The organism is Pseudomonas sp. Fl4BN1 (assembly GCF_009908285.1).
Lineage (GTDB): Bacteria > Pseudomonadota > Gammaproteobacteria > Pseudomonadales > Pseudomonadaceae > Aquipseudomonas.
The window spans coordinates 278,870-295,212 of the sequence record NZ_JAAARM010000001.1; the positions used below are offsets into that span (position 1 = coordinate 278,870).

Consider the following 16,343-nt stretch of genomic DNA (forward strand, 5'->3'; position numbering starts at 1 on the left):
TTCATGACGCTTGCCCAAGGGGCCCTGACAGGCCTGAAAGTCATCGACCTCAGCCGTGTGCTGGGCGGTCCCTACTGTTCCCAGGCGCTGGCCGACCATGGTGCGCAGGTGATCAAGCTGGAGCCGTTGAGTGGCGACGAGACCCGGGGCTGGGGGCCGCCTTTCGAAGGGGTCGATGCTGCGTATTTTCGGGGTATCAACCGCAACAAGCAGGGGATTGCCGTTGACCTGTCCCGTCCCGAAGGGCTGGCGTTGCTGATGCAATTGCTGGAAGACGCCGATGTGCTGGTCGAGAACTTCAAGCCCGGCACTCTGCTGCGCTGGGGGATCGGCTACAGCGAGGTGCTGAGCCAGCGCTTTCCAGGACTGATTCACTGCGCGATTTCCGGTTTTGGCGGTGACGGTCCCCTGGGAGGCCTGCCCGGGTATGACGCGGTGATCCAGGCCATGGCCGGCTTGATGAGTGTCAATGGCGAAGGCGAGGGCGGGCCGCTGCGGATCGGTCTGCCAATTGTCGACATGGTCACTGGCCTGAATGCTCTGGCGGGGATCCTCCTGGCGCTCAACGAGCGTCAGCGCAGCGGCCTCGGGCAGTCACTGGATATCTCCTTGTACGACTGTGGCGTATCGCTGTTGCATCCGCATTTGCCGAACTATTTTGCCTCTGGCAAAACGCCACAGCGCACCGGTAATGCCCATCCCAACATTGCTCCATACGACAGCTATCGCACTGCTGGCGAACCGATCTTCCTTGCGGTTGGCAACGATCGACAGTTCGCCAGGTTGTGTCAGGAACTGGGGGCCAGTGAGTTGCTGGAAGACCCACGCTTTACCGACAACGGCCAGCGTTCGGTCAATCGCCAGGCATTGAAGCAGGCTCTGGAGCATTATCTGGCCGCCCACGACGGTGCGTTGCTAGCGCCGCGACTGATTGGCCTGGGTGTGCCTTGCGGTTCGATCGCCACCGTTGACCAGGTGGTGGCCCATCCCCACACCCGTCATCGAGGGTTGCTGGTGGAGATCGGCGACTATCGGGGCATTGGTTCTCCAGTGAAGCTCTCGCGGACGCCGGCCAGTTATCGCAGTGCGCCGCCGACATTGGGGCAGCACACCCGCGGAGTACTGGAGGGGCTCGGGCTGGATGCGCCGACGATTGCCAAGCTATTGGCCAGCGGGGTGGTGCGCGGTTGAGGCGTGCGTGGGGTCAAGGTCGACGGGTTCGCAGCAGGGTGAAGGTGACGTCCGGACTCTGCTGCAAGACCCGTTCGCCATCGAGGACCTGGACAGCCAGGCGATGCTGGCCACGGTTGAGGTTCACCAGCTGCAGGCCTGGCCCCGGGCTGGCGCGGCCATAGGGTTTGTCGTCCAGCAACAGGCGTAGGCGATGAGGTGCCTGCAGGCCTGGTTGCAACTCCACTTGCACGCTGAAGCTGCCATTGTTGGCCCGCAAGGCCCCGTGCTCTGGCACTCCGCTCAGCTCCAGCCGGGCGTAGGGCTGCTCCGACGTGGGCGGTGCCGCTCGCGGCGTTTCCCGGGGGAGTGGCACAGGGCTCTGGATGCGATTGGGTGCGGGTGTTTCGATTGACTGGTACGCAGTCTTTGGCGGCTGGTCGCTGTAGGCGCGATGGCCCGCGGCATCGGTGTACTGGTAGATCTCGGCAATGGCTGGCAGAGCCGTTATCCACAGCAGGCAAAAGACGGTGACGCGCATGACCTTGATCCTGGCCGCCGGGGCCTTTGCTTGAAAGGCTCCAGCATAGGGCGCAGGGCCGATTGGCCCGGCCGTGGTTAACCTTTGAACACACATAACTCGGCCGTGGCCCGGACCATCGCCAGTTGGCGCAGTGGGTCGTTGCTGCTGGCCCTGTTGGCCTGGGCCAGCCATTGCGGGCATTGAGCGTCACTGCGATGAGGGCTGAAATCGGCCAGTTGCTGCAGCAGGCGTTTTTGTAACTGATCGAGTTGCGGGCGGATCTGCCCAACCAGATCCGCCCGTGGCGTATCAGGCGCCTTGCCTTGCAGATGCCAGGCGGAAAGCCTGGCGTACTGCACCAGCTTGTTGGCTTCGATCTGGGCGGCGAAGAATGGCGCGACCACCTCCTGGTTCAGGTGATAGACGGCGGCCTGGGCTGAGGCCCCGGCAATCACCTGCTGTTCCCTGGAGCGGTCTTCCACGGCTTTGTGGCTGTCCCATTTGCTCAGGGCTACTTGATCGGCAATGTCCAGACGTTCGCCAATGCTGCCCAGCAACGGGGCCAGGGAGGCTGGGGCGTCGGCGGCGCAGGCTGCTGTGGCAAACAGGCTGCAGGTCAGTGTCAGGCATAGCGTGAGGCGTGAGGTCATGGGCGAGCTCGGCTGTTCAATAGAGTGGCGCCCATGATGCACGCAACTGCCCTGGGCGGTGCAAACTTGCGTCCCTGAAAGCGCTCTCGCCACAAAAGCCTCCTGCGCTATTGCAGGCATAAAAAAAGGCCTCCCGAAGGAGGCCTTTTGATCACGCGGCTTGCGCCGGCGCTACCGGATCAGCAGCTGTAGTACAGCTCGTATTCCAGTGGGTGTACGAAGGTCCGGACCTTGATTTCTTCTTCGCTTTTCAGAGCGATGTAAGCGTCGATGAAGTCGTCGCTGAAAACGCCGCCTTTGGTCAGGAACGCCCGACCTTTGTCCAGCTCTTCCAGGGCTTCTTTCAGGCTGCCGCAAACTTGTGGGATCTCTTTGGCCTCTTCAGGCGGCAGGTCGTACAGGTTTTTGTCAGCTGCGTCGCCAGGGTGGATCTTGTTCTGGATGCCGTCCAGGCCAGCCATCAGCAGGGCAGCGAAGCCCAGGTACGGGTTGGCTGCTGGATCCGGGAAGCGGGCTTCGATACGGCGAGCGCGAGGGCTGGACACGTAAGGAATCCGGATCGAAGCGGAGCGGTTGCGCGCCGAGTAGGCCAACATTACCGGTGCTTCGAAACCTGGGACCAGACGCTTGTAGGAGTTGGTCGACGGGTTGGTGAAGCCGTTCAGGGCCTTACCGTGCTTGATGATGCCGCCGATGAAGTACAGGGCGGTATCGGACAGGCCGGCATAACCTTCGCCAGCGAAGGTGTTCTTGCCATCTTTGGCGATGGACAGGTGAACGTGCATACCCGAACCGTTGTCGCCGTACAGAGGCTTGGGCATGAAGGTCGCGGTGCGGCCGTAGGCCACGGCAACGTTGTGTACGCAGTATTTCAGGGTCTGAACTTCGTCAGCCTTGGTGACCAGGGTGTTGAACTTCACACCGATCTCGTTCTGGCCGGCAGTCGCCACTTCGTGGTGGTGAACTTCGATGACCAGGCCCATTTCTTCCATGGCGTTGCACATGGAGGTACGGATTTCGTGGTCGTGGTCGAACGGCGGAACCGGGAAGTAGCCGCCTTTGATACCTGGACGGTGGCCATGGTTGCCGCCTTCCACGTCCTGGTCGGACATCCACGAACCCTGGTCGGAGAAGATCTTGAACATCGAGCCGGAGATGTCGGACTTGAACTTCACCTGGTCGAAGATGAAGAACTCAGGCTCCGGGCCTACGAATACGGTGTCGCCGATACCGGTGGACTTCAGGTACTCCTCGGCACGCTTGGCGATCGCACGCGGGTCGCGGTCGTAGCCTTGCATGGTCGAAGGTTCGATCACGTCGCAGACCAGGATCAGGGTCGGCTCTTCGGTGAACGGGTCGAGTACGGCGGTGGTGTCGTCCGGCATCAGGATCATGTCGGAGGCTTCGATGCCTTTCCAGCCAGCGATGGAGGAACCGTCGAACATCTTGCCTTCTTCGAAGAAGGCGTCATCCAGGGCATCACGGGCCGGCATGGTCACGTGATGTTGAGTGCCCTTGGTGTCTGTGAAGCGCAGATCAATCCATTTGACGTCATGATCTTTGATGAGTTGAACCGACTTCGACATAGTGTCCTCCGGGTGGCTTCGGGCTGGTGTTGGAGTGCCCTTAGAATGTGGGTGATGCCGGCGCGAATACTCTGCCATGGCAACCTGCCTCACAAGGGAGCAAATTGCATGCCAGTGCCCCGAGATGGGTTTTCTGCCCCAAAATCACGCTTTATCGGGCGGTTTTGGCTAAATGCCGGCGTGCGACGCACTGCAATGTAGCGTCTTTGCTGATAAATGACCCGTTTTGGTGCATTGAAATCCTTCTGCACATTAACTGGTCAAACCTTGAGCAATTTCCGCTATAATCCGCGCCCCCCTTTTTCGGCTGGCCCAGCGCGCGCTGTTTTCATGAAACTAATCGTTAAAGTTTTCCCAGAAATCACTATCAAGAGCCGCCCGGTACGGACGCGTTTCATCCGTCAGCTGGCTAAAAACATCCGTGCCGTGCTCCGCGATCTGGACCCGGCTGTGGTGGTCAATGGTGTGTGGGACAACCTCGAGCTGGAAACTGCCGTCAGCGAGCCCAAGGCCCTCAAGGACATGACCGAGCGCCTGAGCTGCATGCCCGGCATCGCGCATTTCCTGCAGGTCGATGAGTACCGCCTGGGTGACTTCGACGACATCGTTGCCAAGTGTCAGCAGCACTTCGGCGACGCCCTGGCCGGGAAGGTCTTTGCCGTGCGTTGCAAGCGTGCCGGCAAGCATGAATTCAGCTCCATGGACGTGGAGAAATACGTCGGCAGCCAACTGCGTCGGCAGTGCGGCGCCGCCGGAATTTCCCTGAAAACGCCGGAAATTGAAGTGCGGATGGAAATTCGCGACCAACGGTTGTTTGTGATCCATAGCCAGCACAACGGCATCGGCGGCTATCCGCTGGGCGCCCTGGAACAGACCCTGGTACTGATGTCCGGCGGTTTCGACTCTACAGTGGCGGCCTACCAGATCATGCGCCGCGGCCTGATGGGGCATTTCTGCTTCTTCAACCTGGGCGGTCGTGCCCATGAATTGGGCGTGATGGAAGTCGCGCACTATATATGGAAGAAGTACGGCAGCTCCCAGCGGGTGCTGTTCGTCAGCGTGCCGTTCGAGGAAGTGCTGGGGGAAATCCTCGGCAAAGTCGACAACAGTCATATGGGCGTCATTTTGAAGCGTATGATGTTGCGTGCCGCGTCGAGCATTGCCGACCGTCTGAACATCGATGCGCTGGTCACCGGCGAGGCGATTTCCCAGGTGTCCAGCCAGACCCTGCCGAACCTGTCGGTAATCGACTGCGTGACCGAGAAGCTGGTGTTGCGTCCACTGATCGCCAGCCACAAGCAGGACATCATCGACCTGGCCGTGGAGATCGGCACCGCCGACTTCGCCAAGCACATGCCGGAGTACTGCGGGGTCATCTCGGTGAACCCCAAGACCCATGCCAAGCGCCATCGCGTCGAGCATGAAGAGAAAGAATTCGATATGGCGGTGCTCGAGCGTGCGATCGAGCGGGCCAAACTGGTGCCGATCGATCGGGTGATCGACGAGTTGGGCCAGGATGTGCAGATTGAAGAAGTCAGTGAAGCGCTGGCCGGTCAGATCGTCATCGACATCCGTCACCCGGATGCTCAGGAAGATGACCCGCTGGAGCTTTCTGGCATCGAAGTAAAAGCGCTGCCGTTCTATGCATTGAACGCCCGCTTCAAGGAACTGGACCCTACGCGCCAGTACCTGCTGTATTGCGACAAAGGCGTCATGAGTCGCCTGCATGCTCACCATCTGCTCAGTGAGGGACATGCCAATGTGCGCGTTTATAGACCGAGCTAAGTGCCCGGGGATGTTTGCCTGTGGCTTGCGTCACCGGCCCCCCGACGCCGCCGTCAAGCTGTAACGGCCAGGCCTGAATCTATTGTTAATCGCTGCCAGCATTTGTCAGCACACCGAATCCTCTGATCGAGATACACAAGTGATCGAAAATCTACGCAACATCGCCATCATTGCCCACGTTGACCATGGTAAGACCACCCTGGTAGACAAACTCCTGCGTCAATCCGGCACCCTGGAGCGCAACGAGCTCAACGACGAGCGCGTGATGGACTCCAACGACCAGGAAAAAGAGCGCGGTATTACCATCCTGGCGAAAAACACCGCCATCAACTGGAACGGCTACCACATCAACATCGTGGACACCCCGGGCCACGCCGACTTCGGTGGTGAAGTTGAGCGCGTAATGTCCATGGTTGACTCCGTGCTGCTGCTGGTCGACGCCCAGGACGGCCCTATGCCGCAAACCCGTTTCGTGACCAAGAAGGCTTTCGAAGCCGGCCTGCGTCCAATCGTGGTGATCAACAAGGTTGACCGTCCAGGCGCGCGTCCGGACTGGGTTCTGGACCAGATCTTCGATCTGTTCGACAACCTGGGTGCTACCGAAGAACAGCTGGACTTCAAAGTCGTCTACGCCTCGGCCCTGAACGGTATTGCCGGTCTGGACCACACCGACATGGCTGAAGACATGACCCCGCTGTACCAGTCGATCGTCGACAACGTACCCGCGCCGGCTGTTGACCGTGACGGTCCGTTCCAGATGCAGATCTCCGCACTGGACTACAACAGCTTCCTGGGTGTTATCGGCGTTGGCCGTATCGCTCGTGGTCGCGTCAAGCCGAACACCCCAGTCGTGGCTATCGACGCCACTGGCAAGAAGCGTAACGGTCGTATCCTGAAGCTGATGGGTCACCACGGTCTGCACCGCGTTGACGTTGAAGAAGCTGCTGCAGGCGACATCGTTTGCATCAGCGGCATGGACTCGCTGTTCATCTCCGACACCCTGTGCCACCCGGACACGGTCGAAGCGATGAAGCCGCTGACCGTTGACGAGCCAACCGTTTCCATGACCTTCCAGGTCAACGACTCGCCATTCTGCGGTAAAGAAGGCAAGTTCGTGACTTCCCGTAACATCAAGGAACGTCTGGACAAAGAGCTGCTGTACAACGTTGCACTGCGCGTTGAAGAAGGCGACTCGGCTGACAAGTTCAAGGTTTCCGGCCGTGGTGAGCTGCACCTCTCGGTACTGATCGAAACCATGCGTCGCGAAGGCTTCGAAATGGCTGTAGGCCGTCCGGAAGTGATCATCCGTCTGGTTGACGGCGTGAAGCACGAACCGTTCGAAAACGTCACCATCGACCTGCCGGAAGAATCCCAGGGCAAGGTGATGGAAGAGATGGGCCTGCGTAAGGGCGACCTGACCAACATGGTGCCGGATGGCAAGGGCCGTGTACGTCTGGAATACAACATCCCTGCTCGCGGTCTGATCGGTTTCCGTAACCAGTTCCTGACCCTGACCAACGGTGCTGGCATCCTGACCTCGATCTTCGACCGTTACGACGTGATGAAGTCCGGCGACATGTCCGGCCGTCAGAACGGTGTTCTGGTATCGGTTGAAACCGGTAAGGCGCTGACCTACTCCCTGGAAACCCTGCAGGCGCGTGGCAAGCTGTTCGTTGAGCACGGTCAAGAGATCTACAACGGTCAGATCGTTGGTCTGAACAGCCGTGACAACGACCTGGGCGTTAACCCTACCAAGGGCAAGAAGCTCGACAACATGCGTGCTTCGGGTAAAGACGAAACCATCGCCCTGGTTCCACCTGTTCGCTTCACCCTGGAACAGGCTCTGGAATTCATCCAGGACGACGAGCTGTGTGAAGTGACTCCTAAGTCCATCCGTCTTCGCAAGAAGATCCTGGACGAAAGCGAGCGTACCCGCGCTGCCAAGAAAGCCAAGAACTGAGTCTTTAGTTCCGGCTGAATAAAAACGCCCCCGGTCGCAAGACCGGGGGCGTTTTTTTTGCTCTGCGAAAAAGCCCGGTTGGCTGCCTGTCAGTGCCCTTGCCGAGCTTGCGTAGCAGCCGTGAAGCGACAGGGCGCGCTACATCTCGCCGGGACGGCCGCACAGCGGCTGCTGTGCAGCCGGCCGCGGCCTCGCTACCGGGCTAAAGGCGCAGGTCGGGGATCAGAAGCGTTCCAGGGTCCGACGGGTGGTGTTGGTCGGGCGTTCCAGTGGCTTGGGCTTGTAGGCGCAATGGCCGGGACGCGGGCCGATCTTCGGATGGTTGCGGCAGGTGTCCGGGCGCTTGTCATAAATGGTGCACAGGCGGCTTTTACGATCCAGATACAGGCAGTCGTTGTTGCTCATGCGCTGCAGGGTGAAGATTTCCGACTTCTGGTTGTAGCGCTCGACGATGCCTTCTTTCTGCAGGCGCTTGGCGATGTTCTTCGCCGGCTCGCCCAGTTCGAACTCATCGACGATGCCAATGCGGATCAGGTCCTTGATCTTCACTTCCACCGGCAGGGTGCAGCAGCTGGACATGCAGGAACCGCACATGGGTGCGGAGTACTTGGCCCAGGTATCGAGTCGGTCGATTTCCGCGGCGGCGATCAGAGTGGGCTTCATCAAGGTTGTTTCCGGCATGTTCCAGGGCGCGCGATCATACCGGGACTGGTGGATTTTTGAACAACTTTGTGTCGGATTTTTCTTCATGTCAGGTCGATCAACGCCTGGCGGCACGGCATCTGCATCTTTTTCCCTGCTGGCGCAGAAGGCTGCCGTTTTAGCCGAGCCATTTGAAATAGCGCCGAACCAGAGCCTTCGCCTCGTGTCAGACCGACTAGGCTCAGTCCACTCCATGCTCACTGTGTATCTCGTCAGAGGTCGTATCAATGACTCAGGAACCCCTTGTTCGCGACGCTGAGGTGGCTGCTTTTCGCGAAGCCGTCTTGACCAAGCTCACCTACGCGGTAGGCAAAGACCCGGATCACGCCTTCGACCACGACTGGTTCGAGGCTATTGCCCTGGCTGCGCGCGACCATATGGTCGACCGCTGGATGGATCACACGCGGCAGATCTACCGCAAGGGCCAGAAGCGGGTGTACTACCTGTCCCTGGAGTTCCTGATCGGCCGCCTGTTGTTCGACAGCCTGAGCAATCTCGGGCTGTTGGAGGTGGCCCGTGAAGCCCTAACCGACCTGGGGGTGGACCTGGAGCGCATTCGTTTGCTGGAGCCCGATGCGGCCTTGGGCAACGGTGGCCTCGGACGCCTGGCGGCGTGCTTCATGGAAAGCATGTCGACCCTGGGCATCGCCGGCCACGGCTACGGCATCCGTTATGAGCACGGCTTGTTCCGCCAGGCCATCGTCGACGGCTGGCAACAGGAGCAGACCGAGCACTGGCTGGATTTCGGCAACCCCTGGGAGTTCGAGCGCCCGGAGGTGATCTACTCCATCGGTTTTGGCGGCAGCGTCGACACGGTGACCGACGAGATGGGTAATCCCCGGCAAGTCTGGTGGCCGGTGGAAACGGTGCGGGCGGTGGCCTATGACACCCCAGTGGTGGGTTGGCGCGGGGCCAGCGTCAATACCCTGCGCCTGTGGCGGGCGCGGGCCATGGAAGACCTGCACCTGGAGCGTTTCAATGCCGGTGACCACCTGGGGGCGGTAGCGGAGGTGGCCCGGGCCGAGAGCATTTCCCGGGTGTTGTACCCGGCCGACAGCACCGAGGCCGGCCAGGAACTGCGCCTGCGCCAGGAGTACTTCTTCGTCTCGGCGTCGTTGCAGGACCTGCTGCGGCGCCACAAGAACATGCACGACTCGGTGCTCAGCCTCGGCGAGCACGCGGCGATCCAGCTCAACGACACCCACCCCTCGATTGCCGTGGCCGAGTTGATGCGCCAGTTGGTGGACCTGCACGGCATCGCCTGGGATGCGGCGTGGCAGATCACCGTGGAAACCCTGTCCTACACCAACCACACCCTGCTGCCCGAGGCCCTGGAAACCTGGCCGGTGGGCCTGATGGAGCGCATGCTGCCGCGGCACATGCAGATCATCTACCTGATCAATGCCCAGCACATCGATGCGCTACGGGCCAAGGGCATGCATGATTTCGACGTACTGCGGGCGGTGTCGCTGATCGAGGAAGACAATGGCCGCCGGGTGCGCATGGGCAACCTGGCATTCCTTGGCTCCCACAGCGTCAATGGTGTGTCCGGCTTGCACACCCAGTTGATGCGCAGCACGGTGTTCTCCGAGCTGCACAAGCTGTATCCCGAGCGAATCAACAACAAGACCAACGGCATCACCTTCCGCCGCTGGCTGTACCAGGCCAACCCGCAACTGACAGGCATGCTGGTCGAGGCGCTTGGTCACGAGCTGTTGGACAACCCCGAAGAGCTGCTGCTGGGGCTTGAGCCTTTTGCCGAAAAACCGGCATTTCGCAAACAGTTCGCCGAACAGCGCTTGCACAGCAAGCGCGCCCTGGCGGCGATCATCCATGAGCGCCTGGGGATTGCGGTCAACCCGGCGGCGATGTTCGATGTGCAGGTCAAGCGCATCCACGAGTACAAGCGTCAGTTGCTCAACCTGCTGCACACCGTGGCGCTGTACCAGGCGATTCGCGCCGAGCCGGAAACCGACTGGGTGCCTCGGGTGAAGATCTTCGCCGGCAAGGCCGCCGCCAGCTATCACCAGGCCAAGCTGATCATCAAGCTGACCAACGACATCGCCCGCACGGTGAACAACGATCCTACGGTACGCGGGCTGCTCAAGGTGGTGTTCCTGCCCAACTACAACGTCAGCCTGGCGGAAAGCATCATTCCCGCCGCCGACCTTTCGGAGCAGATCTCCACTGCCGGGTTCGAAGCCTCGGGCACCAGCAACATGAAGTTCGGTCTCAACGGTGCGCTGACCATCGGCACCCTGGATGGCGCCAACGTCGAGATGTGTGAGCGGGTCGGCGCCGAACACATGTTCATCTTCGGCCTTAGCGCCCAGCAGGTGGAGGCGCGCAAGCGCAATGGTGAATTCAGCGCGGTTGCGGATGTTGCTGCTTCTCATCGGCTCAACGATGTGTTGCAGGCGATCCGCGGCGGGGTGTTCTCGCCGGATGATCCGTCGCGCTACACCGGGCTGGTGGATTCGCTGATCGACCACGACCGGTTCCTGGTCTGCGCCGACTTCGATGCCTACTGGAGCGCCCAGGCCCGGGTCGAGGAGCGCTGGCACGATTCCAAGGAATGGTGGCGCTCGGCGGTACTCAACAGCGCGCGGATGGGCTGGTTCTCATCGGACCGGACCATTCGTGAATACGCAGCGGAGATCTGGAAGGCGCTGGAATGAGCCTTTTGAGAAAATTCTAGAAGTGTCTACAGGGCCCAACGTTTGTTGGGCCTTGTCGATATACTGAGCGCCGCCTTTTATCTCCCTGCTGGTGCCTTGTGCTTCGTGACTGGCTTCCAATAGGGGGTGACCTGCGCCGTCTTGCCGGCGAAAGTGTCAACACGGTTGTACCCGTCCTTCAGTGGACCGCTTAGGGATATCGACACATGCAATGGATGTTCATGCTGTTGGGGGTGGTGCTGGGCTGGATCGTTGATGAATCCTTCAGCGATGCCCTGATTGGCGCGTTCGTGGGGCTGGCCATCGGCCTGGCCTTGCGTCTCGGTGCCCTGCACAAGCAGGTTGCTGATCAGCACCGCGAGCTGGAGCTGGCGAAGAACACCCTGTCCACGCTGGGCCAGCGTCTTGCGTTGCTGGAAACCAGCGGCAGCCCGACTGTCGAGCCCACGTCGCAGCCCTTGGCCACAGCCAGCAGCGCAGCATTCCCCGAGACGGCCACTGGCTTTGCCGAGGCTCCAGAGCTTGCGCAATTGCCTGAATTCATTCTCGACCCCGTCCAGCCGGTAGAGCCTGCTCCCGTCGCTGCCGAGCTGGTTTGGGAATTGCCAGCCGCTGCCCAGTCGGCTGCCGCAGCCGAGGCCAGCCAGCCTGTGCCGGACGCGGTCTGGCAGTCGCAACCGACGTCGCAGGAGGCGCATCAGCCTGCTGCCCCTGTGCATCTGGAACCGAACCTGATCGAGCGTGCCATCAGCGGCGCACGCAACTGGTTATTTGGCGGCAACACCGTGCTGCGGGTCGGCGTGGTGCTGTTGTTCCTTGGCTTGGCCTTCCTCCTGCGTTACGCCACCGAAGGCATGGTGGTGCCCATCGAAATGCGTTACGCCGGAGTCGCGGCGTGCTCCCTGGGCTTGCTGGGGCTGGGCTGGTGGCTGCGTCGGCGCAACAGCAATTACGCCCTGATGCTGCAAGGTACCGGTATCGCGGTGCTGTACTTGACCGTGTTCGCGGCCATGCGCCTGCACCCATTGCTCGACCCTTCCGCTGCGCTAGGGCTGCTGGTGGCGGTGACGCTGTTCTCGGCAATCCTGGCCATTACCCAGGACGCCCTGGGGTTGGCGGCTGCAGCTGCCCTGGGTGGGTTTGCCGCGCCGATCCTCACGTCCACAGGCGCCGGTAGCCATGTGGCGCTGTTCAGCTACTTCGCCCTGCTCAACGCCGGGATCCTGGCCATTGCCTGGTTCAAGGCCTGGCGCCTGCTCAACCTGATCGGCTTTGTCGGTACCTTCGGCATCGGTTTCGCCTGGGGCATGCGCTCCTATGCACCGGAGCTGCTGTGGAATACCGAGCCGTTCCTGATCCTGTTCTTCCTGATGTACCTGGCCATCGGCCTGTTGTTCACCCGGCGCAAGCTGCTGGAGATGAGTGATGCGCCGCAGGACGACAGCCGGCAGGCGCTGCTGCACTGGTCCGCGCGCAAGGGCGACTATGTCGACGGCAGCATGCTTTTCGGTCCGCCGCTGGTGGGCTTCGGCCTGCAGTTGGCGCTGGTCCAGCACCTGGAATTCGCAGCGTCCTTCAGCGCCTTGGCGCTGGGTCTGATCTACATGCTGCTGGCCCGGGTGCTGATGGGTGGGCGCGCTCTGCTGTTGGGTGAAACCTGCCTGGCACTGGGAGTGATTTTCGCCAGCCTGGCGATTCCGCTGGGCCTGGATGCGCGTTGGACCGCTGCCGCGTGGGCGGTGGAGGGCGCCGGAATCTTCTGGCTCGGCCTGCGCCAGCAGCGTCCTCTGGCGCGGGCGTTCGCCTTGCTGCTGCAGGTGGGCTCGGCCCTGGCTTTCCTCAGTGAGCTGAGCCCCGGTGACACCAGCCTGCTGGCCGGTGCGCCGTTGGGCGCGCTGTTGCTCGGGGCTGCGTTGCTGTTCAGTTTTGATCAACTGCGACGGGCCGAGGCGGCCTTGTCGTCGAATTGGGAGCAGGGCATAGCGCCGATCCTGGCAGTGCTCGGGCTGGGCTTCCTGTACCTGTTGGCGCCGCTGTTCTTTTTCACTCAAGGCACCGCCATCAGCTGGGCCCTGGCAGGACTGGTGACACTGTTTGTTGGCCTGCGCCTGCAATCACGGGCGTTCCTGTTCACCGCGTTCGCCATACAGTTGCTGGGCGGCGCCCTGTTCCTGATGCGCCTGCAAGGTGCGGACGCGAATGCCAGTGGGGTGTTCAGTGCTGGCTGGAGCGGCCTGTTGAGCGCGTCGCTGATCGGCCTGACACTGATCGGCGGCATGCTCCTGGCGGCCCGCGATGACATGGTGCGCAGTGACCCGCGCCTGCTGCGTGGCCTGTCGGTGGTGCTGCTGGCGGGGTTGATGATGATCAACCTGGCGGTGTTGTTTGTCCTGCCTTGGCGCACCGCCAGCGGAGTCTGGGCGGCCAGCGGCCTGCTGATCATCTGGCTGAGCCTGTACCTGCAGCAGCGAGCGAGTTTTGTCTTCGGCCTGCTGCTGCAGGTGATTGGCGGCAGTACCTTCCTGCTGGCCGGTTCGAACGGGTTCTTCAGCGATCTGGAGGAGGGCGTGCGGCCTCTGGCCAATGGCGACTTCTGGACGCCGATGGTCCTGGCCCTGGCAGCGTTGGTGGGCGCCTGGCGCTTGCAGCGGGGCAACCACGGCTCGGCATTCGCTGCTTTGCGCCTGGGGCATCTGTCCGATCTGTTACTGGCCTGGGGTGCTTGCTGGTGGGCCTTTACCTGGTTCAAGGAAGTACTGCGTTTTGCTCCGGTCCATTGGCAGGCAAGCCTGTTGTTGCTGATCGCTGCCGCTAGTGTGTTGCTCTGGTCATTGCTGGCGCTGCGCCTGAAATGGTCGTCTCTTGGCCTGCTGTGCAGTGTGCTGATACCGGCCGGGGCCCTGGTGCTGCTGGCATCCTGGGCGCCGCGTTACCACCCGGCGGCAGATCTTGGCTGGCTGGCCTGGAGTCTGCTGTTTGCAGTGCACTTCTTCAGCCTGCGGCGCTTGGCGACATTGCTGCCGGCGCGGGTGCTGAGCGGTGCCCATGTGCTGGGGTGCTGGCTGCTGATCGGAATACTGGCGCTGGAACTGCGCTATGCCCTGCTGCTGTTGTCCGAGCAGTACAACGCCTGGCGCTGGCTGGGTTGGGCGATCCTGCCAAGCCTGTACCTGGTGTTGATGGCACTGCCGCGCAACTGGCCGTGGCCGATTTCCTCCCACTCCAGAGAGTACCGCTTGTATGCCGCACTGCCCCTGGCGGTGTTGATGCTCGGCTGGTTCTGGCTGGCGAATACCTTCAGCGACGGACGCGCCGAGCCGTTGCCGTATCTGCCGCTGCTCAACCCGCTCGAATTGGGACTGCTGTTCTCCCTGTTCGGGGTCTATGTCTGGTCCCGCAGCGCCGTGCAGCAGCTGTCGATTCGTGCCGATCATGCGCAACGTGGCCTGCAGTTGGTGACCGGGGTCTCCCTGTTCGCCTTCTTTACTGTCCTGGTGATGCGGGCGGCTCACCATTGGAGCGGCGTACCGTTCCAGCCGGATGCGCTGCTGGAATCCATGATGGTCCAGGCCGGGTTGTCCATCGTTTGGACCCTGATTGCCCTGAGCCTGATGATTGGCGGGCATTTGCGTCATCGTCGCGAAGTCTGGCTGATTGGCGCTGCGCTGATTGCCGTAGTGGTGGCCAAATTGTTCCTGGTGGAATTGAGCAACCGTGGCGGGCTGGCGCGGATCGTCTCGTTCATCGGGGTCGGCGTGCTGTTGCTGGTGGTGGGCTACTTCGCCCCGTTGCCGCCCAAGCGGGCCGAGGCCGAGCCTGAGGCTGGCAAACCGTTGAATGAAGGAGTGTCGTCTTGAGTCATAAGTTGAACCTGGGCTGGTTGGGGGCCATGGGCCTGTGTGTGGCGTTGTCCGCCGTGGCCCAGGACAAGCCGGGGGACTTTAAGTCCCTTGCACCATTGAGCCTGAGCGGCGAGGGCCCCTGGTATCGCCTCGAGTTGCCGCTAGCGGTGCAACTCCATGCCAGCCAGACCGATCTGCGCGACATCCGCGTATTCAACGCTGCCGGCGAGCCCCAAGCCTATGCCCTGGCTCGTCAGCAGGCGCAGACCAGTGAGCGGCGCAACCTCAGCGACGTGAAGTGGTTCCCGCTGTACAACTCCGAGCAGGCCAGCGACAGCACCCCAAGTGTGCGAGTGCAGTCCACTGCCAATGGCACCCTGGTGGAGGTGCAGCCAGCCACTCAGCTTGAGGCGGGCGAGGAAGTCCTGCGGGGCTGGTTGCTGGACGCCAGTGCGATCAAGGCGCCGTTGCAGCAACTGGTACTGGACTGGACCAGCGAGCGCGACGGTTTCCAGCGTTTCAGCATCGAGGCCAGCGACGACCTGCAGCATTGGCAATCCTGGGGCGAAGGCCAGGTGGCGCGTCTGTCGTTTGCCGACGAACGGATCGAGCAGCATGAAGTGGCCTTGCCCGGGCAGTCGGCGCGCTACCTGCGCCTGTTGTGGAACACCCCGCAGTCGGCACCGGCGCTGATCTCGGCACAACTGCTGAGCAGCAGCACCAGCAGCCTGCCGTCGCCGCTGGTGTGGTCGCAGCCCCTGGGCGGCAGTACGGCCAAGGCGGGTGAGTACACCTGGCAGTTGCCCATGGGGCTGAATATCGAGCGGGTGCGAGTCGAACTCAAACAGGCCAACAGCCTGGCCCCGGCGACGCTGCATGGGCGTCGCGAGAGCAGCCTGCCGTGGCAGCCCCTGGGCAGCGGCCTGCTGTATCGCCTGACCCAGAACGGCCAGGACGTGCAGCAGAACGAACTGCAATTGCCCGGGCAGACCGTGCAGCAACTGAAACTCACCGTGGATGAGCGCGGAGGTGGCTTGGGCAGCGAGGCTCCGTCGCTGCAATTTGCCGTGCGTGGCACCCAACTGGTGTTCCTGGCCCGTGGCGCCGGGCCTTACACCCTGGCCCTGGGCAATCCGAGCGCGACGGCGGCGAACCTGCCGCTGGCCACCCTGATTCCCGATTACAGTCCGCAGCGCCTCAAGGAGCTCGGTCAGGCCAAGGTCGAGGGTGCGGCGCAGTTGACGCCGTCCACTGCCGCGACCTCGGCCGCCCCGGTGGCAAGCGGGCCTGACTGGAAGAAAATCGGCCTGTGGGCGGTGCTGCTCCTGGGGGTGCTGGCATTGGGCGCAATGGCGTTCAGCCTGCTGCGCAAACCAGCGATCAAATCCTGATCCCTGTGGCGAGGGAGCAAGCGCCCTCGCCATAAATGCGACTACGCTGAAACCGG

General features: G+C 61.8%; 10 protein-coding genes. 6 read left to right on the forward strand and 4 right to left on the reverse strand.

All coding sequences use genetic code 11. The annotated features are described in order from the left end of the window. The first annotated feature begins 3 nt into the window (after nt 1–3). A complete protein-coding gene (locus GV818_RS01275) occupies nt 4–1,191 on the forward strand; it encodes a CaiB/BaiF CoA transferase family protein (RefSeq protein ID WP_161775666.1) in 1,188 nt (395 codons plus the stop codon). Nucleotides 1,192–1,204: 13 nt separating this feature from the next. On the opposite strand, the gene GV818_RS01280 is transcribed toward GV818_RS01275, so the two are convergent. The 3 genes from GV818_RS01280 to glnA form a co-directional block, all read right to left on the reverse strand. Next, entirely contained in the window at nt 1,205–1,711 is a 507-nt protein-coding gene (locus tag GV818_RS01280) for a DUF4124 domain-containing protein (protein WP_178124666.1), read from the reverse strand. A 77-nt stretch (nt 1,712–1,788) separates the two neighbouring features. Further along, on the reverse strand, nt 1,789–2,343 hold the full coding sequence (locus tag GV818_RS01285) for a chorismate mutase (RefSeq protein WP_161754404.1): 555 nt from the start codon (nt 2,341–2,343) through the stop codon (nt 1,789–1,791). Between the two features lie 179 nt (nt 2,344–2,522). Next, entirely contained in the window at nt 2,523–3,929 is a 1,407-nt protein-coding gene (gene glnA / locus GV818_RS01290) for a glutamate--ammonia ligase (protein WP_161754406.1), read from the reverse strand. Between the two features lie 330 nt (nt 3,930–4,259). Here glnA and thiI point away from each other — a divergent pair, with 330 nt between their 5' ends. Then, entirely contained in the window at nt 4,260–5,714 is a 1,455-nt protein-coding gene (gene thiI, locus GV818_RS01295; protein WP_161754408.1) for a tRNA uracil 4-sulfurtransferase ThiI, read from the forward strand. Between the two features lie 139 nt (nt 5,715–5,853). Next, entirely contained in the window at nt 5,854–7,674 is a 1,821-nt protein-coding gene (gene typA, locus GV818_RS01300) for a translational GTPase TypA (RefSeq protein WP_161754410.1), read from the forward strand. Between the two features lie 222 nt (nt 7,675–7,896). Here typA and GV818_RS01305 read toward each other — a convergent pair whose 3' ends face one another. After that, nucleotides 7,897–8,337, reverse strand: a complete 441-nt coding sequence (locus tag GV818_RS01305; protein ID WP_161754412.1) for a YkgJ family cysteine cluster protein — start codon at nt 8,335–8,337, stop codon at nt 7,897–7,899. Nucleotides 8,338–8,603: 266 nt separating this feature from the next. Between GV818_RS01305 and GV818_RS01310 the strand changes: the two genes are divergently transcribed. The 3 genes from GV818_RS01310 (at nt 8,604) to GV818_RS01320 (ending at nt 16,287) form a co-directional block, all read left to right on the forward strand. Continuing rightward, nucleotides 8,604–11,054 (forward strand): glycogen/starch/alpha-glucan phosphorylase, encoded by a 2,451-nt coding sequence (locus GV818_RS01310; protein WP_161754414.1) that lies wholly within the window; start codon nt 8,604–8,606, stop codon nt 11,052–11,054. Nucleotides 11,055–11,260: 206 nt separating this feature from the next. After that, nucleotides 11,261–14,911: a DUF2339 domain-containing protein gene (locus GV818_RS01315; protein WP_161754416.1), complete on the forward strand. Its 3,651-nt coding sequence runs from the start codon at nt 11,261–11,263 to the stop codon at nt 14,909–14,911. Then, on the forward strand, nt 14,908–16,287 hold the full coding sequence (locus tag GV818_RS01320; protein WP_161754418.1) for a DUF3999 domain-containing protein: 1,380 nt from the start codon (nt 14,908–14,910) through the stop codon (nt 16,285–16,287). Before GV818_RS01315 ends, GV818_RS01320 begins: the two co-directional genes overlap by 4 nt. Nucleotides 16,288–16,343 lie beyond the last annotated feature (56 nt).

Excerpts from the sequence above, each read along its gene's own strand:
- GV818_RS01275 (WP_161775666.1), top strand. The coding sequence starts at position 4 with ATGACGCTTGCCCAAGGGGCCCTGACAGGCCTGAAAGTCATCGACCTC.
- GV818_RS01280 (WP_178124666.1), bottom strand. The coding sequence starts at position 1,711 with ATGCGCGTCACCGTCTTTTGCCTGCTGTGGATAACGGCTCTGCCAGCC.
- GV818_RS01285 (WP_161754404.1), bottom strand. The coding sequence starts at position 2,343 with ATGACCTCACGCCTCACGCTATGCCTGACACTGACCTGCAGCCTGTTT.
- glnA (WP_161754406.1), bottom strand. The coding sequence starts at position 3,929 with ATGTCGAAGTCGGTTCAACTCATCAAAGATCATGACGTCAAATGGATT.
- thiI (WP_161754408.1), top strand. The coding sequence starts at position 4,260 with ATGAAACTAATCGTTAAAGTTTTCCCAGAAATCACTATCAAGAGCCGC.
- GV818_RS01305 (WP_161754412.1), bottom strand. The coding sequence starts at position 8,337 with ATGAAGCCCACTCTGATCGCCGCCGCGGAAATCGACCGACTCGATACC.
- GV818_RS01310 (WP_161754414.1), top strand. The coding sequence starts at position 8,604 with ATGACTCAGGAACCCCTTGTTCGCGACGCTGAGGTGGCTGCTTTTCGC.
- GV818_RS01315 (WP_161754416.1), top strand. The coding sequence starts at position 11,261 with ATGCAATGGATGTTCATGCTGTTGGGGGTGGTGCTGGGCTGGATCGTT.